This window comes from Ruegeria halocynthiae (assembly GCF_000743705.1).
GTDB lineage: Bacteria > Pseudomonadota > Alphaproteobacteria > Rhodobacterales > Rhodobacteraceae > Ruegeria > Ruegeria halocynthiae_B.
Map to the genome: position 1 here is coordinate 1,091,143 of NZ_JQEZ01000001.1, position 24,218 is coordinate 1,115,360.

Consider the following 24,218-nt stretch of genomic DNA (forward strand, 5'->3'; position numbering starts at 1 on the left):
CAACTGATTTTCGCCGCAACGGGTCGAAAGACCCGATCGCGTTACAACATGGATGGCACGACCTGATCCGGTGGGCGGTGCCCATCGTCGAACGTCTTGATGTTTATGATCACTTTCTCGCCCATCTCGATCCGGCCTTCCAACGTGGCCGATCCCATATGAGGTAACAGAACGACGTTCGGCAATTGCCGCAGGCGCGGGTTGACGTCATTGCCGTGTTCGTACACGTCCAGCCCAGCCCCGGCGATATCGCCCGACCGGATCAAACGGGTCAGCGCGTTTTCGTCCAGAACCTCACCCCGAGAGGTGTTCACCACGACGGCCGAAGGCTTCATCAGCTTCAACCGGCGCGCATTCATCAAATGAAACGTCGACGGGGTCGACGGGCAATTGATCGAGATGACATCCATCCGCGCGACCATCTGATCCAGACTTTCCCAATAAGTCGCGTTCAGTTCCTGTTCAGTCTCGGGGCGCAATTTGCGGCGATTGTGGTAATGCACCTGCATTCCAAAAGCGGCGGCGCGGCGGGCCACCGCCTGACCGATACGTCCCATTCCCAGAATGCCAAGACGGCGGCCACCGATCCGGCCACCCAGCAAGGCATTCGGTGACCAGCCGGACCAACCGCTTTCCTGCATGACGGACAGACCTTCGGGAATCCGACGTGTGACGGCCAATATCAGCGCCATCGCAATGTCGGCCGTGTCATCAGTCAAAACACCTGGGGTATTCGATACAAGGATACCGCGCTGTCGGGCGGTTGCGACGTCGATGTTATCAACCCCGGCCCCATAGTTGGCAATCAGGCGCAGATTCTCGCCCGCCTGCCCCAGCAAGCCGCCATCAATCGTATCTGTTACCGTCGGCACCAGGACATCCGCATTTTGCACGGCAGTAACCAGTTCCTCGCGTGTCATGGGGGTATCATCATCGCGCAGCTGTACATCGAACAGCTCGCTCAACCGGGTTTCAACCACCTCAGGCAACCGTCGCGTAACGACAACACTCAGACGTTCTCTTGGCACCTTTGCACTCCCACTGCTTTGCAAACCTTTGCGCGTCATGGCATCGTGGCGCAGGATAAGGCGGGGCACAAGAACCCCAAAGGCATTGAGTCGACCTTTTTTCGAAACCCGATAAACAGAGACAAGAGCAGGCGTTCAGTGAGGGGCATTCTAACGGTAAAACGCCGGGTTTTGGCGATTATGTCTGCGTTTCTGATCGCACTTGGCACCCTGACTGCCAGCGCGCAGGACAAGCGTGGACCTGTTACCAACCTGCCATTGCCACGGTATGTTTCGATGAAAGCCGCCGAAGGCAACGTACGCCGGGGGCCATCGCTGACCCATCGAATCGACTGGGTCTTCAAACGACGCGGGATGCCGTTGCAGATTACGGCGGAATACGGCAACTGGCGCAAGGTTCAGGATCGTGACGGCGCCGGTGGCTGGGTTCACTACGCCCTGCTGTCAGGGGTGCGCACGGTTCTGATCGAATCCGAGATGCTGCCAGTCTTTACCACCCCGGACCCGAATTCGCAGGTCAGCGCCCAATTCGAATCCGGTGTTGTCGCGCGGCTGGGCACCTGCAATCTGGAATGGTGCCACATATCGGCGGGCGGCTATCGCGGATGGACGCAGAAATCGAACCTCTGGGGTGTGGACCCCGCTGAAATCCGCGAGTAGGCAGCGCCGCCTCAACCGTTAGTGCATTGTTTCAGGACGTGCGGGCAATGAATTCGCAGGTCACCTTGACCAATTCAGGCCCGACATCTTCTTGCAGAAAATGCCCCGCATTCGGCAGCAACACATGCGGCTGCCCCACCGCACCAGGGCAGAGTTTTTGAAACACGCTGTCAATCCCGGCCATAACCATATCATCGGCCCCAAAAGCTGTCAGAACAGGGGTTTGCAAATTGCGGATCACCTCCCAGGCCTTGCGGTTCGGTACCGCAGCCGGGTCATCGGGCGATCCCGGCACCAGCATCGGAAACTGTCGTGCCCCCGCCTTGTAGCTTTCATCCGGAAACGGCGCGTCATAGGCTGCAATAACGTCATCCGGCAGCTGCAAAGTTGTCCCGCCCTTCAGAATACCCCCTGCAGGGAACACCGGAACGTCCTGGCTGAACTTTTGCCAGTTTTCAAAGGCCTCTCCCAATGGCTGATCACCTGTTGGCAAGGCGGTATTGCCCACGACGACACGTGCGAATCTGTCAGGCATCTCCGCCCACAGGCGCAGCCCGATCAGCCCACCCCAGTCCTGACAGAACAACGTGATGTTACGCAGATCAACCGCGCGCAGCCACTCTCCCATCCACAAGACGTGACGCTCATAGGTATAATCGCCGCGCTCGGTCGGTTTGTCCGAACGCCCGAAACCGATCAGATCCGGGGCAACCGCGCGATGCCCTTTTGCCACGAAGCCTGCGATCATATGCCGATAAAGGTACGACCAACTGGGTTCGCCGTGCATCATCAGCACGGGATCGGCATCCCGCGGCCCCTCATCAACATAGTGAACGCGCAAGCCTCCACCTTCGGTGTCATCAACCTGAGTGTAATGCGGAGTGAACGGGTAATCGGCCAATCCCTCGAACCGATCATCAGGAGTGCGTAGAGCTTTCATATCCAACCTTCTCAAATCACAACGGGTATCTGGATGAGCGTGCCACGCTGCCCCGGACCCTGTCACCCCACGAAACAGAGATGACCCCGGCGATGCAACGCCCCATTGAAATCTCACGCCCCGCAGCCCGGTTCAAAGCATCAAGCCCTTGAGGCTCCGAACCGACCCAATTTCCGCAGCGATAATGTCGACAGAAAAGCAGTTCATGCACGCGGCGGCGGGTCCCGAAAAAAAATGTCAAACCTTGCTCTTTTTTTGCTGGAAAGGTCTTGAACCCGCCAACCAACAATCGTAGACAGCGCCTCACCGTTGGGGTGTAGCCAAGTGGTAAGGCAGCAGTTTTTGGTACTGTGTATCGTAGGTTCGAATCCTACCACCCCAGCCATATTTCATGAAAAATGAACCACAGGTCGACCAAGGGTTGATGTACGCCGTGCAGCCCGCAGGCCTGAAACCAGCAACTGCGATCAGAAATTGCCGCTTGCCCACGGCGATCTGCCGGAAAGAGATTTGTCGCGCACGTTACTGATTTCCAATGATGCTGCCGCAAAGATTGGGCAGGGGAACATCAAGCGCCTGATGTATGCAAGCACCGAATAAATGTACCAGTACGCAGCCTTTTGGACCCAACGGATAGGTTGACAAAAACTGTTGGGAATTCTAGGTCGCTGGAAAGATGGGTAAATCAGCCCATTCGCCAGATTGCGTTTCGCAAGATGAAACACGTGCAATCAAGCCAGAGAAGCCGATCAATAAACAAGTCCTGACAGTGCCGTGGCGTCTGAAAGACCCCGGCAGGTGCGGCATGTGAATTGGACGAATTGGATATGACTCCGGCTCTGGCGGGTCCAACCTAAGAAGAAATGCTATGACGCTTTATTTCGGTTTTCCGGCATTGCCTGAAAAGCATGTGGCGATCTCACGTTTTGCGGGATCGCTTGTATCGTCCTTGGTCCTCGGCACGCGCATGAAACATCTGTTGATCATCATGGCGGCACTTGTCGTAACCTCGTCGGGCCTTGCTGCGCAAGACGCGACGCCCCAGCCCGCGCCGCAGGTCTCTCAGGCGACCCCCAACCTGCCCGCACCGGGCAGCGCCATTGAAACGCCGCCACTTTCAAGCAGTGAACACCCTGCCGAACAGGCACCCGCCATCCTACCGGCCACCGAAACTGTGGCCGAAGTCGCACCGCTGGCCCAACAGCCCCCATTGCCCCAGCAAGAGGGGTTCTTGGCTGCAGCGCAGGGTGCTTTGGCCAAGGCAACCGATTTTCTGCGCACCGGCGGGCCGTCCATCTGGGTCATCGCCGCGCTATCGGTCATTACCGTTGCACTGATTTTGTGGAAAATCTGGCGGTTGGCACTGATCGGTGCATGGTCGCGTGGCAAGGCCGGATTGGCCGTCGACTTGTATGAGGTCGGAAACACCGAAGCCGCCCTGGCCACGGTCAGGGGCCGCCGGGGCATCCGTTCGAAAGTTTTGGAAAATGCGATCCTCGCCCTGCACAACATGCCTGAGAACCGCGCCCGCGAAGAGGTTTCGCGCGTTGCCAAGCGCGAGATCGCCAACGCCGGAACGGGTTTGCGGGCGTTGGAACTGATCGCAACAATTGCACCTTTGCTGGGCCTGTTGGGCACCGTTCTGGGTATGATCGCCGCGTTTCAGGCGCTTCAGCACTCCGGCAGCCGGGCCGACCCCGCCCTTTTGGCGGGCGGCATCTGGGAGGCGCTTTTGACCACCGCCGCAGGTATGGCCGTGGCCATCCCGGCCTCGGCGGCGTTGACCTGGTTCGAGGCTGTGATCGACCGCATTCGCCGGGACGTCGAAGATGGCGCAACACGCCTGTTCGTATCCATAAAGCCGCGGGAACTTAATCTGGCCGCGGAATAAGCCGATGCAATTCGCACCACCGCCCAAACCCCGCCGCAAGCCCAGCCTTACGCCGATGATCGACGTGGTCTTTTTGTTGCTGGTGTTTTTCATGCTGGCGTCGCGGTTTGGTGCGGATGCGGCACTGCCCTTGCCGCTGGCCTCTGCCGGTGGGGAATACACCGGCCCGCCACGCTTGATTGATGTGTTGCCCGACGCGGTGGCGCTGAACGGGACCACGACGGCCGACCTTATTGGCGATCTGGCACCCCTGATGCAGACCCCTGCGGATATGCTGATCCTGCGTGGCAAGGATGGCGCAACCCTGCAACGGATCGTGACCGTGACCGAAACTCTGCGTGACGCCGGATATACATCGGTTGTCTTGGTGGAGTAGCGCGATGGATTTCTCAGAACCGCCCCGCCCGCCCCGCGCTGAATCCATCGTTCCAATGATCAACGTGGTCTTTCTGCTGCTGATCTTCTTTCTGATGACGTCGAACCTGGCACAGCCCGAACCGTTCGAAATCACCCCGCCCCAGTCGGTTTCAACGACTAAGCCAGAGGTTGAGCAGGTGCTATATGTCGACAAGACCGGGCGCACTTCGTTTCAGGGGAACGAAGGCGACGCAGCGCTAAGCGCACTGGCCGCGATCAGCGGTACTGACAGCACCATCCAGATCCGCGCTGATGCCGGGTTGGAAGCGGTAGCACTTGCGCGTCTGCTTAACCAATTGGCCCACGTCGGATTTGGCAGGGTCGAACTGGTGGTGGCCCCGAAATGAAACGTTGGTTGGAAACACTGACCTTCCTGACCCTTGCGGTTGCACTGCATCTGGTGGTGCTCGCCAGCCCGCCGAAATCCGGTATCGCGGCTGGCGGCAGCGGTGGCGATGCGATGGTCTCACTCAAGGCGGCGGCCCCAACCGTGGCCGAGATGGTCGAAGCCTGGGAACGTCCGCCTGCGGTTCAGACCGACATCCGGCCCGAAATCACGCCCCCCAGCGCAGCCGCGACCAAAGCGCCAACAATGCCCGATCTGAAAATTGACCAGGCCCCACGCGCGCAGGTCAAAGTCGCGCTTGCCAAGCCGCAAAAAGACCGGGACGTGCAGATCGACACCACCCCTCCGCCTCCGCCAGCCCCACCAAAGGCGCAGGCCAAGCCCAAGCCTGACGTCGCCCCCAAACAGCGCCCGCCGAAGAAACCCAAACAACAAGGACACAAGGCCAAGGTCACTTCGGCAGGCGTCGCCAAACAGGTCTCGGCCGGGTCCGGTGGTGCGGCGCAGGCCGGTGCCGGCAGCGCGCGTGTTTCCACCGCTTCGGCCGGGCAAACGGCAAAGCTGCAGGCCGTTTGGGGCGCAAAAATCCGCGCCCGCATCGAACGCAACAAACGATATCCGCGCGGATCGAGAGCCAAAGGGGACGTGACCATTCAGTTGACTGTGACGCGCGGCGGTAAGCTGATGAGCCACCGTTTGGTGAAATCTTCAGGCGATGCAAAACTGGATCAAGCCGCGCTGAGCGCCGTGCAACGCACACCGAAGCTTCCCAAGGCCCCGAAAGAACTGGGCGGTGACAGCTTTCGCTTTTCACTTATGATCCGCATGATGCCCCGGCGGTAGTAGCGCGGGCATCTCCCCCCACAGCGGTGACTGCCCCGTCCGAAACAACCCCGAGTCCTTTGTTAATGCATTGAAAAACCCACCTTCACACATACTTGACAATTACTATCAGTAATTCTACCAGACCTACGGCGCGTGAGGTTCACGCGCCCAAGCAAGACCTTTCCGCCAGTGCACGCGGCCAGACGTCAAGCCATACATTGAAGGACAGCAAACCCGTGCTGAGGTGAACCCACCCAGGCCAGACGGGGGTGCTTTCGTGTTTCAAAACACATTGCGCCAGCGCCGGTCGTTGGCGTGCGGAGAGAAGCTATGCCAAGGCCCCCGGCCGATCTGATTACCGAGGCCACGATGGATCAGGTCTTTGACCTGCCCTGCACCGTTATCGCCGACCCCGTTCACGGCACCCCCCACGTTAGCCCGGCCTGAAAGGACACACCTGTGACAGTTCACCCCAATTTCGCCCTGCAGGCAGAAACCACGCTGCGGCACCTGAACTTTGATGCCATGAAAATGGTGATGCTGCATCAGGCGCAGGAATACGACTTGCCGATTATTGAAAACAACGACACTTGCGTTTGTATTCAAATGAACCACGGCTGCCTTCGCTTCAAGAACGCAGCTGATGGCATCAGGACCACGGCCTTTGCCGCCCAACAAGACTGGCTGTTCATGCTGAAAGAGGGGCTTGTGTGGCAGTTGGAACAGTTTTCGCCGGATACTGCCGCGCAGGTGCGGTGGTCGGATGTGGACAAGGCCGGTGGGCTGCCGCCGAATTTTCACTTTGCCACGGTGCAGTCCGTCAGATGGATCGGCGCATCCTTTATTCGCGTTCGGATCAAGGCAAAAGGGCTGTCCAGCTTTCAGGACGACGCCATTCATTTCCGAATTGTTCTGCCGCCTGCTGATCTGGGCGATGTCGAATGGCCTCATGTCTCGGAAAACGGGTCGACCGTCTGGCCTACGGGGGCCAAAACCCTGCACAAACCCGTCTATACCACGCGCTGGATCGACCATGCGCAAGGGGTGATGGATTTTGACGTCTTCGTGCACGAAGGGGGGCGCGTGACCGATTGGGCAAGCAGCGTCGCACCAGGTGCGCAGGTGGCCTTTGTCGGCCCCGGCGGGGGTGGCATCCCCAAGACGGATCGGATTTTGATGTTTGCCGATGAAACTGCCCTGCCCGCCACGGCGCGCATAATGGAAACCCTGCCCGCCGATACCAATGGTCACGTGACAGTGCTGGCCTCACACGAAGCTTATTGCTCGTACGCCATAACGGCCCCGGCAGGCGTGTCGGTTTCGTGGTTAGATCGCGAGACCGGACATTCCCTGGCTGACATTGCAATTGAGATGCGCGACAGGTTTCCCGAACATTATGTTTGGTTTGCCTGTGAAAAAGCAGACGCGCGCAGGTTTCGCACCGCATATAAGGCGAAAGGCGGCGATCCGGCCAATGCTTACATCGCGGCGTATTGGAGCCGCCGTTAAACCCGCCCAGCGGATTTCCCTGTCGCACCAATCCGGATTGCCGGTCGATGCGGTACAGATCGCTCAGGACACCACGCGCAGCCTGGCTGCGGTGTGCGTGCCCGCCTGTGGGGTCGATCCGGCGGGAAACCGGTTTGCAAAGGTCAGACCTGATCTAATCACGTCCGGGTCCAACCTGCCCCGGGTCAATGCGTCAACGGATTCGCGGGCCGCGGCTGTGTCATCGCGACGCATGAAATGCAGTACGTACATCAGCGTCGCTTCGTCTTCTGTCAACTGGCCTCGGCTGTATTCACAAAACGGATCGGCGTGATCGAAAGCAACGTCGCGACATTGCACGACGTATCTCAAGAACCGCGCCAGCAGATGCGCGGCGGACAGGCCAACCCGATCTCCCCACCGCTCGGCCGCGATGGAATAGGCCAGATGCCAGGCTTGGGTCTCTGGCCGTGCGAGACTGTCGAAATGATGCCGCGCCACCACCAGAAGGCCATTTTCGAAGGTGTCGAAGGGAAAATTGACAATAGATTGCATACGGCCGTGACGCTTGACCGGGAAAGGCGCTGTCATGTGATTGACCTTTGCTTTTCCAGGCTTCCAGTAACGACCGTGGCGAGGTTTTCAGGCAAGGTGCCCTGTGGTTGATATCCCCAAGGCCCGCACGCCGCGACGTGAGCGGGAAATCGGATACCCGCATTCATCGGTTCCATTGTCCGTATTTCCATGTGTGTGCAAACCTTCCCGCGCCAAAGGCGGCGCGCATGAGCTTGCCGATTAAATCCTGAGAGGCCGGGCGCGATTCCAAGAAATCTGACTGAGCCGTGAAATACACTACTAAATTACTCGGAATTATCAATCGAAACACCACGTCACAATCAGCCCGTTGGGCGATGGCCTAAATCCTGTTCCCGATTGGGCCTGTTCGCGCGTGTCGCTATCTTCTCTGGTCCGACGAATATGCGAAAAATCATATACGTGCTAATAGAGGGATGATACCCAGATACTGCCGGGTCGTCAGCAAGGCGGTTGAGTGGCCATTAGCAGTTACGAAATAGCCAAATTATCGTTGATTTACATGAGGGACATAATGATTTCAGCAACGGGAATGAAAGGTGCCGCACTTGGTACGGCGCTTATTGCATCGGCGGCTACGATGACCTCGGCTCAGCAATCTGACTGGTCATACGATGCCACCATCTATCTGTTCACCCCCGAGACCGAGACAAAGCTTGAAACACCCCTTGGCACGGTGGATGGCACCCTCAAATTCTCTGACGCGCTAAAAAATCTGGACTTTGCGTTCATGGGGGCCATTGCTGCAACCAACGGGCGCTGGAGCTTTATGGCCGATTACAACTACACGAACCTGTCCTTTGACGATGCCTCTCCCACCCCGGCGAACGCAGAGCTGGACGTTTCGGTCAAAACACAATTTCTGACGGCCATGGCAGGATATCGCATTCATGAGGATCAGACCGTCAAACTGGACCTGGCGGGCGGTCTCAGATGGTACAGCACCAAGACCGACTTCACACTGACCCCTGGCACAGCACCCGCACGGCGCAATGTCGCGGATGACAGTTGGGTCGACCCGGTGATCGGCGCAAGGGCGCGGTTTTCGCTATCAGAAAAATGGGCCAGCACAGCCTATTTGGACTATGGCGGGTTCAGAAGCGGCAGCCAGACCTGGCAGGTCCTGGTCACGGCCGATTACATCATCAATGAACGGTGGATGCTGCGGGGTGGTTATCGGTATATCTCATTCGATCACGATATCGACGGCAATACTTATGAGTTCATCCAGTCCGGGCCGGTGTTTGGGGCGACCTACCGGTTCTAACAACGTAATTGGCGGCGTCGCCGGGCCAAACGCTGCGCAACGCCAAGGCTGATCATTTTCAAGCCACAGGGCAAAAAACTGAACCGTTAGGACATCAATACCGAGATGGTTTTCGGACTACTTCAGACCCCCAAGTATTTTCCGGTAATATCATGGGTCAACGCGCCCATCGCGCCAGACCAGACAGTGCGCCCACGTTCAAGGATCACGGCCCTGTCTGATACGGCGGCCAGTTCTTTCAGCGATTTGTCGATCAACAGGATCGCAACGTTGGTCTCTTGCTTCAGGCGACGTAGCGCGGCCCAGATTTCCTGCCGGACAATCGGGGCCAGACCCTCGGTCGCCTCATCCAGTATCAGCAGGCGCGGGTTGGTCATCAGCGCCCGGCCAATCGCCAGCATTTGCTGCTCACCCCCTGAAAGCGAGGCCGCCCTCTGCCCTTGCCTCTCACCCAATCGGGGGAGCAGCTCGGTTACCCGGCGCAATGTCCAATCGCCGGAGCGCGCTGCTGCGATCAGATTCTCACGCACGGTCAGGTCCGCGAAACATCGCCGCCCCTCGGGCACAAGGCCCACACCTTTGCGGGCGACCTTGTGGCTGGGCAGCGTGTGCAAATCCTGACCATCCAGCGTCAGCACTCCTTCCGAGCGGATCATCCGGCAGATCGCCTTCACCGTGGTCGACTTGCCCATCCCATTGCGACCCATCAGGGCAGTGACCTCGCCCTGTGCCATCTCAAGATCCACGCCGAACAATGCCTGACTGACACCATAGCTTGCTGTGAGGTTTTCGATCCGCAACAGCGTCATGCCTCATCCCCCAGATAGGCGTCGCGCACTTCGGGGTTGTTGCGTATCTCATCACCCGTACCTGTGGCAATCACCTTGCCATAAACCAGCACGCTGATCCGGTCGGCCAGCGCGAACACCGCGTCCATGTCGTGTTCCACCAACAGTATCGGTGCCTCAGCCCGCAGATCGTCCAGAAACCCGGTCAACCGTTTCGATCCATCGGCCCCAAGGCCCGCCATCGGTTCATCCATCACAAATGCCCGTGGCGACAGGGTCAGGGCCACTGCGACCTCAAGCTGCCGCCGCTGCCCGTGGCTGAGGTTGGCGCAGCGTGTGCCACGCTCCTCCCTCAAGCCCACACGTTCCAGCGCGCTCTCGGCCGTTTCGCGCAGGTCGGAGCGTTTCAACGCCGCGCGCCAGAACCGCCAGGCCGATCTCCCGGCCCCCATTGCGCCCAGCACGGCGTTCTCTAACACGGTATCTTCCATGCAAAGCTGCGAAATCTGAAAGGTGCGTCCCAGCCCGGCCTGCGCCCGCGCCTGCGTGCTGTGGCCCGAGACATCCTGACCGCCCAACAGAACCAGCCCGGAATCGGGTTGCAAGCCGCCACAAATCTGCTGGATCAGGGTCGACTTTCCCGCACCGTTCGGGCCGATGATGGCATGGATTTCCCCGGGCATAAGGTCGATCGACACATCGTCGGTTGCCTTGAGTGCCCCAAAGCTTTTGTTCAGGTTCAGCGCGGCCAGAACGGGATCAGACATGCGCGCCCTCTTTCCCAGTCAGCAGACCGATCAACCCTCCGCGACCGAACAAGACGATGCATAGCAGGATCACCCCCAGGTAGACATGCCAGAAATCCGTGATTTCACCCAGAAAATGTTCCAATGCGACATAGACACAGGCGCCGATCACCGGCCCCATCAGGCGCCCGACCCCGCCGATCACGATCAGGACGATCAGCTCTCCCGACAATTGCCAACTGAACATCGTGGGCGAGACAAAGCGGTTCAAATCCGCAAACAACGCCCCCGCCAGCCCGGTGATTGCACCCGAAAGGACAAAGGCCAGCAGCTTGAGCCGCATTGGGTTCAGGCCCACGGTTTCAACCCGCACCGCCGCCTGACGCGTGGCGTTCAGCGCCAGCCCGAAAGGGGACGCCTGAAGGCGGGCAAACAGGGCCAGCACAAGGCAAAGCAACGCAAAGCAGATGCCATAAAACTGGATTGGCATTAGCGTGTTGAGACCGGGAAAATCGTTGCGGACATAGATCGACAGCCCGTCCTCACCCCCGTATTGCGCCCAGGAGATGGCGAAATAGAAAAACATCTGCCCAAAGGCCAGCGTGATCATGATGAAATAAACGCCGGATGTGCGCAGCGACAAAAGCCCGATGAAAGACGCCGCCAGCCCCGAGGTGATCATAGCTACCAGCCAGATCACCGGCATGAACTTTGTGCCCTCGGTGGTGAAAGCCCCCAAATCCAGCGCGGTATAGGTCTGCGCGTGATAGGCAAGGATGCCCATCGCATAGCCGCCGATGCCAAAGAACGCTGCATGGCCAAAGCTGACCATGCCACCGATCCCAAGCACGATGTTCAGGCCCACTGCCGCCAGTGCCAGGATGACGGCCCGCGTCATCAGGGTGATCGTGAACGGCTGGTCGGCAACCAGCGCCCACAGCGGCAGCGCCAGCAGGCCTGCAATCATCAGGCCGTTGATATATCTCTCATCCAACCTCATGCGCGGGCTCCGAATAGGCCGGTGGGTCGCCAGATCAGCACCAGCCCCATCAGAACGTAGATACCCATCGAGGCCAGCGCCGAGCCGGTTTTCTGGGCCGCACCATTGTCCATGAACAGCTTGAACAACTCTGGCAGGAAAACTCCGCCCAGTGTGTCGGTCAGCCCAACCAACAGCGCCCCGATGAACGCGCCACGGACCGAGCCGATGCCGCCGATCACGATGACAACGAAGGCCAGGATCAGAACCGGCTCTCCCATCCCCACCTGAACCGACTGGATCGCGCCAACCAAAGCCCCCGCCAGCCCGGCCAGCGCCGCGCCCAGCGCAAAAACCAGTGTATAGAGTTTCGAGATATCGACACCCAGCGCCGCGATCATCTCGCGGTCGTTCTCGCCGGCGCGTATGCGGATGCCCAGACGAGTGCGCTCGATCAGCGCCCAAAGCCCCACGGCCACGGCCAACCCGATCCCGATCAGGGTCAGACGATACAGTGGGTATTCGATCCCTCCGGGCAGGGTCACGGGGCCGGACAGCGCGTCGGGGATGTCCAAAAACAAAGGGAATGAGCCAAAGACCCAGCGTGTTCCTTCTGAAAAAATCAGGATCAGCGCAAAGGTCGCCAGAACCTGATCCAGATGCGGGGCTTTGTACAACCGCCGGATCACGACCATCTCGACAATCGCCCCGGCCAAGGCCGCAGCGGCCAAAGCCGCGACAAGCGCCAGCAGGAACGACCCGGTCGCCCCGGCAACGGCAGCGGCAGCAAACGCGCCGACCATATACAGCGAGCCATGGGCCAGATTGATCAGGCCCATCACGCCGAAAATCAGCGTCAGCCCAGCCGCCATCAAAAACAGCATGACGCCGAATTGCAGCCCGTTCAGGATCTGCTCGATAATCAGGATCGAGGACATGGATACTCCGGCGTTCTGCCCGCCCCGTGTTCGGGGCAGGCAGGGTCAGTTACATCTTGCACTCGGCCGCATAGGCATCCGCGTGGTTTTCCAGCGCAACACCCAGCGTCTTGTTGGTGAAAACATCGCCCTCCTTGATCACTTCACGCGCATAGATCGTCTGAACCGGATGGTGGTTGGAGCCAAAGCTGAAATCACCACGGGTGCTGTCAAACTCGGCAGCACGCAGCGCCTCGCGGAAGGCATCGGCATCGGATGGATCGGCCTTGTCCAGTGCGGACAGCAGCAGGTTGGCGGTATCGAACCCCTGACTTGCATAAAGCGACGGCAGGCGACCGTATTCCGCCTGAAAGCTTTCGACAAACGCCGCGTTGGTCGCATTGTCGATATCCTTGTTCCATTGCGAAGTGTTCACCACGCCCAGCGCCGCATCGCCAACGGCCTGCAGGATGCCCTGATCAAAGCTGAAGGCCGGGCCGACCACGGGTTTTTCGATCCCGCTGTCGGCATATTGCTTGAGGAAGGAAATCCCCATGCCGCCCGGAAGGAAGAAAAACACGCTGTCTGCGTCACTTGCACGGATTTGCGCGATCTCGGCGGCGTAATCGGTCTGACCAAGTTCCGTGTAAATCTCACCGGCCAGATCACCGTCGAAGAACCGCTTGTAGCCCGTCAGCGCATCAACACCGGCCGGATAGTTCGGTGCCATGATAAAGCTGTTCTTGTAGCCCGCGCCGTTGGCATAGGCCCCGGCGGCCTCGTGCAGGTTATCGTTCTGCCAGGCGACGTTGAAATAGTTCTGGTGGCAGCCCTTCCCGGCCAGCGGCGACGGGCCTGCGTTGGGCGACAGATAGAACACGTTCTGGTTCACCGCCGCCGGTACAACCGCCATGGCAAGATTGGACCAGATGATGCCGGTCATCACATCGACCCGCTCGGACTGGATCATCTTGTCGGACAGTTGCACCGCGATGTCCGGCTTGCGCTGGTCATCTTCGATCACGACCTCGATGTCATCGCGGCCCGACTGAGCGATGGCCAGCATGAAGCCGTCGCGCACATCAATGCCCAGCCCGGCACCGCCGCCCGAAAGGGTGGTGATCATTCCAACCTTGACCTCGGCCAGCGCGCCGGTCGCACATAGCGCCGAAACCGCAGCGGCCGCTAGAAATTTTTTCATCTTCATCTCCCTTCGTTGGTCGTCTGACCGCAACTTATGTCACTTTTCGCGACCTTCGGTCTATGCCCCTGACAGAGCATTCTTTTTTGTTTTACAAACCACCCAGATAAAACACCGATCCCCCATGGACAGTCCAGAATTATTCCAATTGGGATCGTCATTTTCCCTGCCGCGTTTTATTCGCGGATCATCGTCAGGCGCATTTTGCTTTTGGGCGTTGCGATACATCTTTTTGCCAAACGCGCGGCGTCGCCAGACGGCCCGATGTTCAACAGCATCCGCCTGCCAAGGGCCGACAGAGGCCGCACTTAAAACTTTGGCGCAATCATGTCGGCATAATTGTCGGCCAAATCCTTGGCATCCGTGCGGTCGAACTTGACCGACGGCAGCGTTTCCATGTCGATCCGGGTCGCGCCATTGAACAGCTTTGCCAGATCCACGGTCAGGTCCACCTGAACGTCCCCATCAACCTGACTGTCTGATGGTATCGCAAATGACTGCTGGCGGGCATTTTCGGAAAACCCCACGTGATAGACCACAGGAGACACCGTTTCGCCGATCCGCAGCGCGCCCTCGAAGACCACGAACTTATACCCCACCTCCCAATTCCAGGCCATCTGGCTGTTGGGGTCCAGATCGCCACGCGGCTGGATCGAACTGTTCGCCTCGGGATCAACGCCAATCAGGAACCCGACGGTTTCAACCGATTGCAACGGCACATCCGTCAGGGTGATCGAATGCGACCGGTCTGCATTGTCGAACCGCAGCAAATGGTAACTGTCTGCTTCGGAGTATGTTTCCGCCCCTTTCGCGACGGACAGATTGCTCAGGTAAAACCGGAAATCGCGCACCCTGAACGTGCCCGGCCCGCCCGGGTTGTCATAGACGAACTGATCATAGACCAAGGGCGCACCCCCCATTTCGGCGTGGAACGTCAGCGTGATCGAGGTGCTTTTTTCGGGCAAAGCACGTAGAGTAAACCATCCTGCGGAGATCAGGATCGCTGCCGTCGAAATACCCAAGGTCACATGCGACAACCGCATCAGGTGTCTCCGTCAAACGGGTTGGAAAGCTGCGGGTTCGTCAAAAAGACCTCATCCGTCAGTGTGTGCAAAAAGGCGATGATGGCCGCCATCTCCTCAGGGGTCATGCGCAGGCCAATGGTATCTGGCCCATTGTCCGGCGCGTTGTCGGCCTCAAGGATCAATGGGCTGAGCGTGTCACTCACAACGATCCCATCGTTGTAATGGTCCATGACCTCTTCCAGCGTCTTGAACCGGCCGTCGTGCATGTAGGGGGCCGTTACCGCAATATTGCGTAACGTGGGGACCTTGAAAAACCCCTTGTGCGCCGAATTTCCCGTCACCGCCATCAATCCATCGGGCAGCGTTCCATCCGGGTCCAAGCCATTATTTGAAAACCCGTCCAGCGCATCGCGAAAACCCGACGTCAGAAACTGACTGTGGCAGTCAATGCAATTGCCGCCCCGCAGCGACACCTTCGTGTCCGGATGTGCCATGAACAGCTTGCGCCCATGTTCTTCTTGCGCGGTCAGGCGGGCCTTGCCCCGCAGGTATCTGTCGTATTTGGAATCTGACGAAATCAGCATCCGCATGAACGTGGCCAGGGCCTTGGCGGTGTTTTCGGCAGTGACATCACCATAGGCCCTGCGAAACATCCGCCGGTATTTGATTGAGGCGCGAAGCTCTACCATCAGGGCGTCGATATCCTGATCCATCTCGTCGGGGTGCTGTATCGGGATCAGCGCCTGTTCTTCTAACGAGGTCGCGCGCCCGTCCCAAAAGAACCTCTCTTGCCCCCACAGCAGATTGGCAAGGCTCATCGAACTGAACTCCAGCACACCCCCCGACAGGGCGGGGGATTTTGCGCGCCCATCGGTAAAGGCCAGGGCCTGCAAGTGACAGCTTGCACAGGACACCGTGTTGTTGCCCGAAAGAATAGGGTCATAGAAAAGATGGCGACCCAGGGCAAAGGCCTCTTGGGTCAGCGGGTTGTCTGCGGGCACGGAAAACCTGCCGAACACAAAGGGCGCCGAAAAATCAGCAATGGGTGTCGCGGTCGGACCCCGGGCACGGTCCCAGACCACCCAAGCCGCCACAAATACAAGTGCGGCGGCGGTCAGGGACAACAGCACCCGAAACACAGCGCGCCCGGTCGCTAATGGTGATGAACGAAACCAGAGCCGAACAGCCCTTCGATATTGTCCACCCCTTTGTTGTAACGCTCTTTGAAATCGACGGTGGCGATACGTTCACCAGTCGCCAGATCATGCACCGAGATCGTATGGGCATTCAGATCGGCAATGAAGTCCACATCCGTCGGATCATCTTCGGCCCCGTTGCCGAGGTTCAGCAGATTGTTCTGAACCGCGATCAGCTTGCGCCCCGAGGCCGATGTGAAAAAGATCATGTGATGCGCGCCGGGATCGGCAACAATGTCCGGCCCGCTGGACACAAGTTCCGGCAACGCCGCCAGTTCATAACGCTTTACGACACCCGGCAGCGCGTGAGAGATGAAAAGCTCGTCTTCGTTGCCATAGAATTCCAACGGCACAGCGGTTTCATTTGCGACGCCGCTATAGATGACCTCGGGCTTTCCGAAAGTTTTAGAGCCAGCGTCATAAGGCACCTTCCATGTTTCAAAGCCAAACATGGTATTCGCCAGAATGGCCGGTTCGATATCGGGGTGAATGCTGGGCCGGGCAAACAGAACCTCGACCGGAGAGGACGGAAAATCCAGCGGTTTTTCGTTTTCGACCGTGATGTTTTCGATGGGTTCCAACGTATTCAGGTCTATGATCGTCAGAACGTTGCCAACCCCGGTGGCCAGATCGGGATGCACGGTCGAGGTTACGACCATGCGGTCTTCGAAGGCGGAAATGCCGTGCGGATACATGATATAAGGCTCGCCCTCACCCACCTGGCTTTTGCGCGCCTCGATGACCTTGACCGATTCATTCGTCTGCGGATCGAACACGCCGACAGAGCCGCCGTCGTCGCCACCTGTGCCCCCCATGAACGTCACGAACATGTATTCCTGCCCGTTCGAGGTGGCCCACATGATGTCTTCTCCAACAATCTGACCCTGCGTATCAAGGCATGTGAACCCCGAAACAACCGGCGCACCACCCGCATCACGCGACAGTCCGATCTCGGCCAAACTGCAGACCGGATCCAGCCCGGTTGCGTAAAGCCTGCCGTTTGGACTGTAATAAAGATGGTGCAGCGGGTGCTCCATCTCTGGCTGTTCTACTTCGCTCAGGATGTCGCCGAACCGGTCGGATTCCGGGTCCAGTTCGACAATTGCGATACTGTGATTGGTGTCCAGTGTTGGAAGCCCGCGCAGCAGCACCATGCCCTGGCTTTCCTCGCGGTCCTGCGAATGCGCTGGCGACAGCCCGGTCACGACCACGCACGCGCCGATCAGGACGCTTTGACCAAATCTACTGAGTTTCATGGAATTCCCCCCCCCTTGCGAAGCTCCTGCAGAATATCAGTGAAAATGCGCTTTACCCGACGTAATACCACATCCACGGGTCCGTACCAAACCAGCGCCGCCGCGGGGCAGGCAGCCTGTTCGCAAGGGCGTTCGGGGGAATGAGCGCACCGGTGGGCAAGCGCTATGCGCCCGAAAGAACCGTTTTGATGATACGGCGCATATCTTCCGAAAAATCCTGACGCGATGAGGCGACCACAAGCGCGCCACGGGACGCGGTCACAAGAAGATGGGCGATGTCCTGCCCCTGTTCTGGCGAGGACGCGAAACCCGACCTCAGCAGGAATTCACTTAGCCTGATGCGATAACATTCCGGCCAGTTTTCTTTTTGCGAGGCCGCAACCTCCAGTGAATCTTCCACCAATTTGACACCATGCGGGGTCTTGGCCAGATCGACCCCGTCGCCGACAACCGCATCAAACACCCGTTCCAGAATGTCTTGCGGCGGGCCATCCATTTCTTCGAGGATGGCAAAAACGCGAGTGTAAACGTTGGTCATATAGGTCTTGAGCGACCAGTTGTAACACGCCTCTTTTGACCCGAACTTTTTGTAGATGGACTGACGGGACAGGCCCACCGCCTGCGCGATGTCTTCCATCGACGTCTTGCAGAAACCATTTTGGGCAAAGACGGATATGATGTCCCTGGGGTCGATACCAGAAACTGTCGAAGCGGTTACCATTGTTCCCCTTTCCAATGTCCAGCCGCTGGGGGCCGAGGCTTTCCGGTGCCACGGGCCAGACCTTGTGCGTTCCATTACAGCAGGAACGAAACTTGTCCATATTGACCGCACGTTGCCTGTGCAAATCCGCATTGACCCGGGGCAAATGCCGGGCGGATCATAAGCGGTGACTGTAAAGATTGGTTGACGGAAGGTGCTTGTCCCGCTCAATGTCAGAATCAGCCAAACGACAGGGAACTGTAGCTGTGCCAGTCAGAATGCAACACCCGATGATGCGTCGTGACACCGGATGCAATCTGGTCGTCTGACCTGTGGGATATTGACTGCCCCCATCTGACCCGCCTTCGGGTTTGTTTTGCTCTTTCAGGCTGATACTTCAATGATCCATACAGACGGATTGCGTTTGGCAATCGACATTGGCGGCACGTTCACTGACACCGTGTTATTGAACCGCGCGTCCGACGTGGTGGCGACCGCGAAAACCCCGACAACCCCGCAGCGCCCCGCTTTGGGCGCGCTGGCGGGTGCTGCGCATGTTCTGGATGACGCGGGTGCAGACTGGCGGCATGTGACCGGGTTGATCCACGGCACAACCCTTGCCACCAACGCGCTGATCGAACGCCGAGGCGCGGCAACCGCAACGATCACGACACACGGCTTCCGCGACATTCTGGAAATCGCGTATGAGCGTCGCTATAGCCAGTATGCCATTGACCTTGTCAAACCCGACCTGATCGTGCCCCGCACCCATTCGCTGACCATCGGCGGGCGCATGGATGTCAGCGGGCATGAGGTTTCACCGCTGGACGAAGCCCACGTCGCGGCGCTGGCCACAGAACTAAAAGCGTTAGAGGTCGAAGCGGTCGCCATCTGCCTTTTGCATTCCTACGCCAATCCCGCTCATGAATTGCGGCTGCGCGACCTGCTGGCCCTGCACGCCCCCGATCTTGTGGTTTCGCTCAGCCACGAGGTCAGCCCCGAGGCCCGCGAATTCGACCGGCTGTGTACCACGATTGCCAACGCCTATGTGCAGCCGCTCATGGCGGGTTATCTTCAGGATTTTGAGACGCGGTTCCGGCAAAAGGGCCTGTCGTGCCCAATTCTGATGATGACGGCCGGCGGGGGTATGACAACGCTTGAAACCGCCGCCCGGCTTCCGATCCGACTGGTGGAATCCGGCCCCGCAGGTGGGGCAATCCTTGCTGCGCGCATCGCCGAGGCGACAAGCGAGGCCAGCGTGCTGTCCTTTGACATGGGCGGCACAACCGCCAAACTGTGCCTGATCGACGATTTCCGCCCGCAAACCGCCCGCAAGTTCGAGATTTCGCGGGCCGAACGGTTTATCAGGGGCTCGGGGATGCCTGTCCGCATACCCGTGATCGAGATGATCGAAATCGGCGCCGGAGGTGGATCAATCGCCAGCGTCGACCGTCTGGGGCGTCTTCAGGTCGGACCGCACAGCGCCGGATCCGATCCCGGCCCTGCCGCCTTTGGCAAAGGCGGCGACAAGCCCACGGTCACCGATGCAGACCTGACGCTGGGGTTGATCGAACCCGCCCGCTTTGCCGAAGGGCGGCTGAAGATCGACCCGGATGCGGCCCATGACGCGCTGAACCGGGATGTCGGGGGGCCGCTAGCCCTTGGGCCGGATCAGGCCGCGTTCGCAATCAGCGAAATTGTGGACGAGAGCATGGCCGGGGCTGGGCGAATGCATGCGGTCGAATCCGGCAAGGATCTGGGCAACCGGCTGATGATCGCATTCGGCGGCAACGGCCCGCTGCACGCCACGCGCGTGGCCCGGCGGGCGCAAATGCGGCGCATCCTGATACCTCGTGATCCCGGCGTCGGGTCGGCGGTCGGGTTCCTGCACGCCCCGGTGTCGTATGAGGTTATCCGGTCACGCCACACCCGGCTGGATACCCTGGACACCAAAGGGCTGAACCAGTTCTTTGACGCCATGCAGGCCGAGGCAGAACAGGTCGTTCGGTCCGGTGCTCCCGACGCGCCCCTATTGCAACGCCGGGTCGCCTATATGCGATATCACGGCCAAGGCCATGAGATCGAAATCAAGCTGCCCAACCGTGCCCTGACCCATTCGGATGTGGGCGCATTGAAAGCGGCGTTTGAGGTTGAATACAGCAGACAGTTCAGCCGTGTTGTGCCGGGAATGGTCATCGAGATCCTGAATTGGGGGCTGGCCGTATCCTCACCGCCGCCCGCGCATCTGACCTGTCCGGAAGTGCCCAGGCTGCACCGCGCTGTTCCGACCGGCAGCCGACAGATTCTGTGTGACTTGACCGGGCGCTGGCGGTCGGCTGATGTGTTCAACCGTGCCGATCTTGCGCCGGGTGCCGAACTGACAGGCCCGGCCCTGATCGTCGAGGCGCAGACAACCACCTTCGTCAGCGCCGATTTCAACGCAACCGTGGATGGCCACGGCAACATTTGGCTGACGCAGCAACAGGAGGCCCAGAAATGATCCAGTCCGATACACGATTACAGGTGATGTGGAACCGCCTTCTGGCGGTGGTCGAGGAACAGGGGCAGGCACTGATCCGCGCGGCCTTCAGCCCGATTGTACGCGAGTGCGGGGATATCTCGGCCGGTATCTTCGATGCAAAGGGCCGGATGCTGGCACAGGCCGTGACCGGCACGCCGGGCCATATCAACACCATGGCCGAAGCGGTCAAAACCCTGTGCGTGCGCTTTGCCCAATCCGACATGAAACCCGGCGACATCTATATGACCAACGATCCGTGGATCGCCTCGGGTCACCTGAACGACTTTCTGCTGATGATGCCGGTGTTCTATCGCGATCAAGTCATCGGCTATACGGCCTGCACGTCACATCTGGTCGATCTCGGCGGGTTGGGCATGGGACCAGAAGGGTCGGATATCTTTGACGAGGGGCTGCTGATCCCGCCCTGCAAGCTGGTCAGTCAGGGCGAAGTCAACGCGCTGCTGCTTGAGATCGTCAAAGCCAATTCGCGGGAACCCATCGCCAACGAAGGCGACATCTATGCCCTGATCGCCTGTTGCGAGGCCGGGTCTGATCGGCTGGTTCAGATGATGCGGGAATTCGACATTTCCGACCTGCGGGCTTTGTCCGATTACATCATCGAAACCTCTCGGCGCGGCACGCTTGCGGCCATTGCCGCCCTTCCCAAAGGCACATGGCGGCACGTATTGCGGGTCGATGGTTATGATGACGAGATCGAGCTGCATGCTGCGCTGACCATTGCTGACGACCACCTGCTGCTGGATTTTGACGGGACTGCATCCTGCGTGGGCAAAGGGATCAACGTGCCGCTGAACTATGCCACGGCCTATTCCGTCTTTGCCCTGCGTTGCATCATCGGGGCGGATATCCCCAACAACGCAGGCTCGCTCGATCCGTTTCGGGTCACCGGCCCCAAGGGCTGTATCCTGAATGCGCAGCCCCCCGCCCCGGTCGCCATGCGGCATACACTGGGGCAGATGACCCCCGATCTGGTCTATGGCTGCCTGTCGCAGGCCCTGCCCGACAGGGTTCCCGCCGAAGGCGCATCCTGCATGTACGACCTGCCCCTGCGCCACGCGCCAGAGGCGACAGACCAGTTTGCGCTTGAGCTTGTGTTCAACGGCGGAACGGGTGCCCGGCCCCGGATTGACGGTCTGTCGGCCACCGCCTTTCCCAGCGGTGTTTGGGGCAGCCAGATTGAAACCACCGAGGCTGTCGCACCGGTCTTGTTTCACCGCCGCGAACTGCGACAGGATTCCGGCGGCGCGGGGCGTTTCCGCGGCGGGTTGGGTCAGCACATCGAACTCAGCGCGACAAAGAATCAGGACTTGATGCTGTTCCTGTCGGTCGAGCGGATCAAAAACCCAGCCAGTGGTCGCGATGGAGGGTTGGACGGGGCACCCGGCCGCATCACGGTGCAACCTGGCAACCGTCACCTGCCCGGCAAGGGCGAGGTTCGCATCCGGGCCGGTGAAACATTGAGTTTCGAAACGCCGGGCGGGGGTGGGTTCGGATTGCCAGAGCACCGTTCAGAAGACGCAATTCTGACTGACGTACAATCCGGCCTTGTCAGCCACGAACAGGCACAGAACCTATACCGGAGGCAGAAATGACCCGCGCCCACCCGCATATCGCGCGCATGTCGCCCTACACGCTGGCAGAGCTTAACGCGCCAAAGGGGAAACCTCTGATCTCGCTGTCGCAAAATGAAAGCCTGCGACCGCCCAGCCCCACGGCGGTTGAAGTTGCGGCGCGGGCTTTGGGGTCGTCGATGCTCTACCCCGATCCGGATTGGACGGACCTGCGGCACGCCCTGTCGGACCTGCACCGGATTGATGCCGCAGGCATTTTATGCGGCAGCGGGTCATTGGACCTGATCGGTGGCCTCGCCCGCGTGTTCTCGGGTCCGGCACGGGCAGTGCTGGCCCCCGCCCATGCCTATCCGTTCTTTCGCACAGCGGCGCAGCTTGCCGACGCGCGGTTCGATACGGCACAAGAGGTGGACGCCGTCGTCAACGTCGATGCCTTGCTGGCGGCGGTCAAGCCGGACACCGGGATCGTCTTTGTCGCAAACCCGGGCAACCCGACCGGTACGCGCATCCCGAAATCCGATCTTATCCGCCTACGGCAAGGGCTGCGGCCCGACATCCTGCTGGTGATCGACGAAGCCTATGGAGAGTTTGCCGACCATCTGGATGAAAGATGCTTCGATCTTGTTCAAGAGGGCAACACGGTCGTCTTGCGGACGTTTTCCAAGGCTTATGGCATGGCTGGCTTTCGCGTTGGATGGGGCTTGTTCCCCCCTGCCATCGCGGCAGAGCTGCGTAAGGTGATGAACCCCAACAACATCCCGGCCAGCGCGCAAATCGCCGCCGCAGCGGCGGTGCGGGATGATGCCTATATGCGCGAGACTTGCGCGATGACGGCTACTTTGCGGGATCGGGCATCAGCGAAACTGGAACAAGCCGGGTTCGCCCCCTACCCCAGCTTTACCAATTTCCTGCTGTTGAACATGGGCAGCCCCGGGGCGGCGGCAAGCGCGGACAAGAGGCTGCGTTCCCAAGGTATCTTTTTGCGTCCGCAGGGCGGCGCGGGTCTGCCACATACCCTGCGCATGACGGTCGGGGCGCCGACGGCAATGGACAAAGCGATAACTACCCTGAACCAATGGAAAAAGGAGGATCAGGCATGAACATATCCCGTGGTCGCGCCCGGTTCGGCGTTCTGGTTCCTTTCACCAATACCAACCTTGAACCCGATCTGGCGCTGATGGGCCCGCCCGGCGTGTCGCTGCACGTGGCGCGAATGGGTGGGTATGACGAGGATGGGATTCCCGATGAAATCCAGATGCACAACCTGGGGGCCGCCGATCTGGACGGACCGCTGCGCCTGCTGATGGGAGCAAAGCCGGATGTAGTCTTTTATGGCTGTACCTCAGCCACGCTGACCCATGGCCCCGAATTTGATCGCGATCTGGCCGCGCGGATCGGGGCAACAAGCGGGGCTGGAACCGTCACGGCCGCCGGGGCGCTGGTCCATGCCCTGACCACGCTGGGGGCCGGTCGCATTGGATTTGCCTCGCCCTATGTGCCTGCGATCAACGATATGGCGATTGATTTCCTTGCCACATCGGGCGTGGAAACAATCCAGCGATCCGAAGTGTCCAAGACGCTGGACAACGAGGGTCAGGGGGCGCTGGACCCGGAGGCGGTATTCCAACTGGGGCTTGCGGCCGATCACCCACAGGCGGACGCGCTGGTCCTGTCCTGCACCGACATGCGCAGTGTCGAGATTCTGGCGCGGCTGGAGGACGCAGTGGGGAAACCCGTGGTCAGCTCAAATCAGGCAATGCTGTTTCAGGCGCTGCAACTGCTGAGGATCAGCGCACCGATCACGGGATTCGGGCAGCTCTTGGAACGGGCTGGGTGAAACG

At 59.5% G+C, this 24,218-nt stretch carries 23 protein-coding genes and 1 tRNA gene; 12 read left to right on the forward strand and 12 right to left on the reverse strand.

The window, feature by feature from the left end; translation table 11 throughout:
* Nucleotides 1–41: 41 nt before the first annotated feature.
* Complete coding sequence (locus JT51_RS05320) at nt 42–1,028, reverse strand: 2-hydroxyacid dehydrogenase (RefSeq protein WP_037309539.1); 987 nt, start codon at nt 1,026–1,028, stop codon at nt 42–44.
* A 180-nt stretch (nt 1,029–1,208) separates the two neighbouring features.
* On the opposite strand from JT51_RS05320, the gene JT51_RS05325 reads away from it, so the two are divergent.
* Nucleotides 1,209–1,688 carry an SH3 domain-containing protein gene (locus JT51_RS05325; RefSeq protein ID WP_051927405.1) on the forward strand — a complete coding sequence of 160 codons (480 nt, stop codon included), beginning with the start codon at nt 1,209–1,211 and terminating at the stop codon, nt 1,686–1,688.
* A 31-nt stretch (nt 1,689–1,719) separates the two neighbouring features.
* Here JT51_RS05325 and JT51_RS05330 read toward each other — a convergent pair whose 3' ends face one another.
* Complete coding sequence (locus JT51_RS05330; protein ID WP_037308703.1) at nt 1,720–2,628, reverse strand: haloalkane dehalogenase; 909 nt, start codon at nt 2,626–2,628, stop codon at nt 1,720–1,722.
* A 310-nt stretch (nt 2,629–2,938) separates the two neighbouring features.
* On the opposite strand from JT51_RS05330, the gene JT51_RS05335 reads away from it, so the two are divergent.
* From JT51_RS05335 to JT51_RS05360, 6 genes are all read left to right on the forward strand, one after another.
* Nucleotides 2,939–3,013 (forward strand) — tRNA-Gln (locus JT51_RS05335).
* Nucleotides 3,014–3,616: 603 nt separating this feature from the next.
* Nucleotides 3,617–4,519: a MotA/TolQ/ExbB proton channel family protein gene (locus JT51_RS05340; RefSeq protein ID WP_419177299.1), complete on the forward strand. Its 903-nt coding sequence runs from the start codon at nt 3,617–3,619 to the stop codon at nt 4,517–4,519.
* A gap of 4 nt (nt 4,520–4,523) precedes the next feature.
* The gene (locus JT51_RS05345; RefSeq protein ID WP_037308706.1) at nt 4,524–4,895 is read left to right on the forward strand and encodes an ExbD/TolR family protein; all 372 of its coding nucleotides are present in this window, start codon (nt 4,524–4,526) and stop codon (nt 4,893–4,895) included.
* A gap of 4 nt (nt 4,896–4,899) precedes the next feature.
* Nucleotides 4,900–5,283 carry an ExbD/TolR family protein gene (locus JT51_RS05350; RefSeq protein ID WP_037308709.1) on the forward strand — a complete coding sequence of 128 codons (384 nt, stop codon included), beginning with the start codon at nt 4,900–4,902 and terminating at the stop codon, nt 5,281–5,283.
* Nucleotides 5,280–6,125 carry an energy transducer TonB gene (locus tag JT51_RS05355; RefSeq protein ID WP_037308712.1) on the forward strand — a complete coding sequence of 282 codons (846 nt, stop codon included), beginning with the start codon at nt 5,280–5,282 and terminating at the stop codon, nt 6,123–6,125. Before JT51_RS05350 ends, JT51_RS05355 begins: the two co-directional genes overlap by 4 nt.
* Before the next feature lie 441 nt (nt 6,126–6,566).
* A complete protein-coding gene (locus JT51_RS05360; protein WP_037308715.1) occupies nt 6,567–7,616 on the forward strand; it encodes a siderophore-interacting protein in 1,050 nt (349 codons plus the stop codon).
* A gap of 63 nt (nt 7,617–7,679) precedes the next feature.
* On the opposite strand, the gene JT51_RS05365 is transcribed toward JT51_RS05360, so the two are convergent.
* Nucleotides 7,680–8,186, reverse strand: coding sequence for a hypothetical protein (locus JT51_RS05365; protein ID WP_152563294.1), 507 nt, complete (start codon nt 8,184–8,186; stop codon nt 7,680–7,682).
* A gap of 517 nt (nt 8,187–8,703) precedes the next feature.
* Here JT51_RS05365 and JT51_RS05370 point away from each other — a divergent pair.
* Nucleotides 8,704–9,456: an outer membrane beta-barrel protein gene (locus JT51_RS05370; RefSeq protein ID WP_152563295.1), complete on the forward strand. Its 753-nt coding sequence runs from the start codon at nt 8,704–8,706 to the stop codon at nt 9,454–9,456.
* A 122-nt stretch (nt 9,457–9,578) separates the two neighbouring features.
* On the opposite strand, the gene JT51_RS05375 is transcribed toward JT51_RS05370, so the two are convergent.
* From JT51_RS05375 to JT51_RS21150, 9 genes are all read right to left on the reverse strand, one after another.
* Nucleotides 9,579–10,265 carry an ABC transporter ATP-binding protein gene (locus tag JT51_RS05375; protein WP_037308724.1) on the reverse strand — a complete coding sequence of 229 codons (687 nt, stop codon included), beginning with the start codon at nt 10,263–10,265 and terminating at the stop codon, nt 9,579–9,581.
* Nucleotides 10,262–11,011: an ABC transporter ATP-binding protein gene (locus JT51_RS05380; RefSeq protein ID WP_037308726.1), complete on the reverse strand. Its 750-nt coding sequence runs from the start codon at nt 11,009–11,011 to the stop codon at nt 10,262–10,264. Before JT51_RS05380 ends, JT51_RS05375 begins: the two co-directional genes overlap by 4 nt.
* The gene (locus tag JT51_RS05385) at nt 11,004–11,990 is read right to left on the reverse strand and encodes a branched-chain amino acid ABC transporter permease (RefSeq protein WP_037308729.1); all 987 of its coding nucleotides are present in this window, start codon (nt 11,988–11,990) and stop codon (nt 11,004–11,006) included. Before JT51_RS05385 ends, JT51_RS05380 begins: the two co-directional genes overlap by 8 nt.
* Complete coding sequence (locus tag JT51_RS05390) at nt 11,987–12,907, reverse strand: branched-chain amino acid ABC transporter permease (protein ID WP_037308732.1); 921 nt, start codon at nt 12,905–12,907, stop codon at nt 11,987–11,989. Before JT51_RS05390 ends, JT51_RS05385 begins: the two co-directional genes overlap by 4 nt.
* Before the next feature lie 49 nt (nt 12,908–12,956).
* The gene (locus JT51_RS05395) at nt 12,957–14,087 is read right to left on the reverse strand and encodes an ABC transporter substrate-binding protein (protein ID WP_235216113.1); all 1,131 of its coding nucleotides are present in this window, start codon (nt 14,085–14,087) and stop codon (nt 12,957–12,959) included.
* 308 nt (nt 14,088–14,395) lie between these two features.
* Entirely contained in the window at nt 14,396–15,130 is a 735-nt protein-coding gene (locus JT51_RS05400; RefSeq protein ID WP_037308738.1) for an MbnP family protein, read from the reverse strand.
* Complete coding sequence (locus JT51_RS05405) at nt 15,130–16,242, reverse strand: cytochrome-c peroxidase (protein ID WP_235216114.1); 1,113 nt, start codon at nt 16,240–16,242, stop codon at nt 15,130–15,132. The genes JT51_RS05400 and JT51_RS05405 overlap by 1 nt, the downstream gene beginning before the upstream one ends.
* Nucleotides 16,243–16,265: 23 nt before the next feature.
* Nucleotides 16,266–17,564 carry a hypothetical protein gene (locus JT51_RS05410; protein ID WP_037308744.1) on the reverse strand — a complete coding sequence of 433 codons (1,299 nt, stop codon included), beginning with the start codon at nt 17,562–17,564 and terminating at the stop codon, nt 16,266–16,268.
* Nucleotides 17,565–17,727: 163 nt separating this feature from the next.
* Nucleotides 17,728–18,285: a TetR/AcrR family transcriptional regulator gene (locus JT51_RS21150; RefSeq protein ID WP_051927406.1), complete on the reverse strand. Its 558-nt coding sequence runs from the start codon at nt 18,283–18,285 to the stop codon at nt 17,728–17,730.
* 379 nt (nt 18,286–18,664) lie between these two features.
* On the opposite strand from JT51_RS21150, the gene JT51_RS05420 reads away from it, so the two are divergent.
* Genes JT51_RS05420 through JT51_RS05435 form a run of 4 tightly spaced genes read left to right on the forward strand, consistent with a single transcriptional unit; the run spans nt 18,665 to nt 24,214 of the window.
* Nucleotides 18,665–20,764, forward strand: a complete 2,100-nt coding sequence (locus tag JT51_RS05420) for a hydantoinase/oxoprolinase family protein (protein ID WP_037308747.1) — start codon at nt 18,665–18,667, stop codon at nt 20,762–20,764.
* Nucleotides 20,761–22,398: a hydantoinase B/oxoprolinase family protein gene (locus JT51_RS05425; RefSeq protein WP_037308750.1), complete on the forward strand. Its 1,638-nt coding sequence runs from the start codon at nt 20,761–20,763 to the stop codon at nt 22,396–22,398. Before JT51_RS05420 ends, JT51_RS05425 begins: the two co-directional genes overlap by 4 nt.
* Nucleotides 22,395–23,477, forward strand: a complete 1,083-nt coding sequence (locus tag JT51_RS05430) for a pyridoxal phosphate-dependent aminotransferase (protein WP_037308752.1) — start codon at nt 22,395–22,397, stop codon at nt 23,475–23,477. Before JT51_RS05425 ends, JT51_RS05430 begins: the two co-directional genes overlap by 4 nt.
* Nucleotides 23,474–24,214: an Asp/Glu racemase gene (locus JT51_RS05435; RefSeq protein ID WP_037308754.1), complete on the forward strand. Its 741-nt coding sequence runs from the start codon at nt 23,474–23,476 to the stop codon at nt 24,212–24,214. Before JT51_RS05430 ends, JT51_RS05435 begins: the two co-directional genes overlap by 4 nt.
* Nucleotides 24,215–24,218: the final 4 nt, after the last annotated feature.

Excerpts from the sequence above, each read along its gene's own strand:
- JT51_RS05325 (WP_051927405.1), top strand. The coding sequence starts at position 1,209 with ATGTCTGCGTTTCTGATCGCACTTGGCACCCTGACTGCCAGCGCGCAG.
- JT51_RS05330 (WP_037308703.1), bottom strand. The coding sequence starts at position 2,628 with ATGAAAGCTCTACGCACTCCTGATGATCGGTTCGAGGGATTGGCCGAT.
- JT51_RS05340 (WP_419177299.1), top strand. The coding sequence starts at position 3,617 with ATGGCGGCACTTGTCGTAACCTCGTCGGGCCTTGCTGCGCAAGACGCG.
- JT51_RS05345 (WP_037308706.1), top strand. The coding sequence starts at position 4,524 with ATGCAATTCGCACCACCGCCCAAACCCCGCCGCAAGCCCAGCCTTACG.
- JT51_RS05350 (WP_037308709.1), top strand. The coding sequence starts at position 4,900 with ATGGATTTCTCAGAACCGCCCCGCCCGCCCCGCGCTGAATCCATCGTT.
- JT51_RS05355 (WP_037308712.1), top strand. The coding sequence starts at position 5,280 with ATGAAACGTTGGTTGGAAACACTGACCTTCCTGACCCTTGCGGTTGCA.
- JT51_RS05365 (WP_152563294.1), bottom strand. The coding sequence starts at position 8,186 with ATGACAGCGCCTTTCCCGGTCAAGCGTCACGGCCGTATGCAATCTATT.
- JT51_RS05370 (WP_152563295.1), top strand. The coding sequence starts at position 8,704 with ATGATTTCAGCAACGGGAATGAAAGGTGCCGCACTTGGTACGGCGCTT.
- JT51_RS05375 (WP_037308724.1), bottom strand. The coding sequence starts at position 10,265 with ATGACGCTGTTGCGGATCGAAAACCTCACAGCAAGCTATGGTGTCAGT.
- JT51_RS05380 (WP_037308726.1), bottom strand. The coding sequence starts at position 11,011 with ATGTCTGATCCCGTTCTGGCCGCGCTGAACCTGAACAAAAGCTTTGGG.
- JT51_RS05385 (WP_037308729.1), bottom strand. The coding sequence starts at position 11,990 with ATGAGGTTGGATGAGAGATATATCAACGGCCTGATGATTGCAGGCCTG.
- JT51_RS05390 (WP_037308732.1), bottom strand. The coding sequence starts at position 12,907 with ATGTCCTCGATCCTGATTATCGAGCAGATCCTGAACGGGCTGCAATTC.
- JT51_RS05395 (WP_235216113.1), bottom strand. The coding sequence starts at position 14,087 with ATGAAAAAATTTCTAGCGGCCGCTGCGGTTTCGGCGCTATGTGCGACC.
- JT51_RS05400 (WP_037308738.1), bottom strand. The coding sequence starts at position 15,130 with ATGCGGTTGTCGCATGTGACCTTGGGTATTTCGACGGCAGCGATCCTG.
- JT51_RS05410 (WP_037308744.1), bottom strand. The coding sequence starts at position 17,564 with ATGAAACTCAGTAGATTTGGTCAAAGCGTCCTGATCGGCGCGTGCGTG.
- JT51_RS21150 (WP_051927406.1), bottom strand. The coding sequence starts at position 18,285 with ATGGTAACCGCTTCGACAGTTTCTGGTATCGACCCCAGGGACATCATA.
- JT51_RS05420 (WP_037308747.1), top strand. The coding sequence starts at position 18,665 with ATGATCCATACAGACGGATTGCGTTTGGCAATCGACATTGGCGGCACG.
- JT51_RS05425 (WP_037308750.1), top strand. The coding sequence starts at position 20,761 with ATGATCCAGTCCGATACACGATTACAGGTGATGTGGAACCGCCTTCTG.
- JT51_RS05430 (WP_037308752.1), top strand. The coding sequence starts at position 22,395 with ATGACCCGCGCCCACCCGCATATCGCGCGCATGTCGCCCTACACGCTG.
- JT51_RS05435 (WP_037308754.1), top strand. The coding sequence starts at position 23,474 with ATGAACATATCCCGTGGTCGCGCCCGGTTCGGCGTTCTGGTTCCTTTC.